This is a genomic window from Pseudomonas sp. 2822-17 (assembly GCF_002742485.1).
Taxonomy (GTDB): Bacteria; Pseudomonadota; Gammaproteobacteria; order Pseudomonadales; family Pseudomonadaceae; genus Aquipseudomonas; species Aquipseudomonas cyclaminis.
The window spans coordinates 1-308 of sequence record NZ_LJRZ01000524.1 but is presented as its reverse complement, the minus strand read 5'-3'; the positions used below and the strand labels follow the sequence as shown (position 1 = coordinate 308).

The window sequence follows — 308 nt, the reverse complement described above, 5'->3', positions numbered from 1 at the left end:
TCCCTCCTGGCATTGGCAGCTCCTAATTTAGGAATTATCTTTGTATTGAAAAGACTATCTTCCAACGCATCGATCAACTTCGTGGAGCTTTCTTCACTTATTGTGATAAAAAGTTCTGAATAAATCCCTTCTATTCCACTTTTTAATTCGTTAAATAATTCAACATTTTTCCCTTTTGGATCATGTGTTACTGTGATTAATGATGTGTTCCCCACCTTATTTCCCTCCATCATTACTGCACCATTCTAGACTTCACTTGAGCTTTTTTATGACGATTGGTCATCCTATAATCGGCCTTTGCTTACTTG

Annotated in this window: 1 protein-coding gene; it reads right to left on the bottom strand. The window is 36.7% G+C overall.

Annotated elements, in window-relative coordinates:
- Nucleotides 1-233 (bottom strand): hypothetical protein (locus tag AOA60_RS32320; RefSeq protein WP_143522477.1); only part of this gene is annotated, 233 nt, incomplete at its 3' end.
- Nucleotides 234-308: the final 75 nt, after the last annotated feature.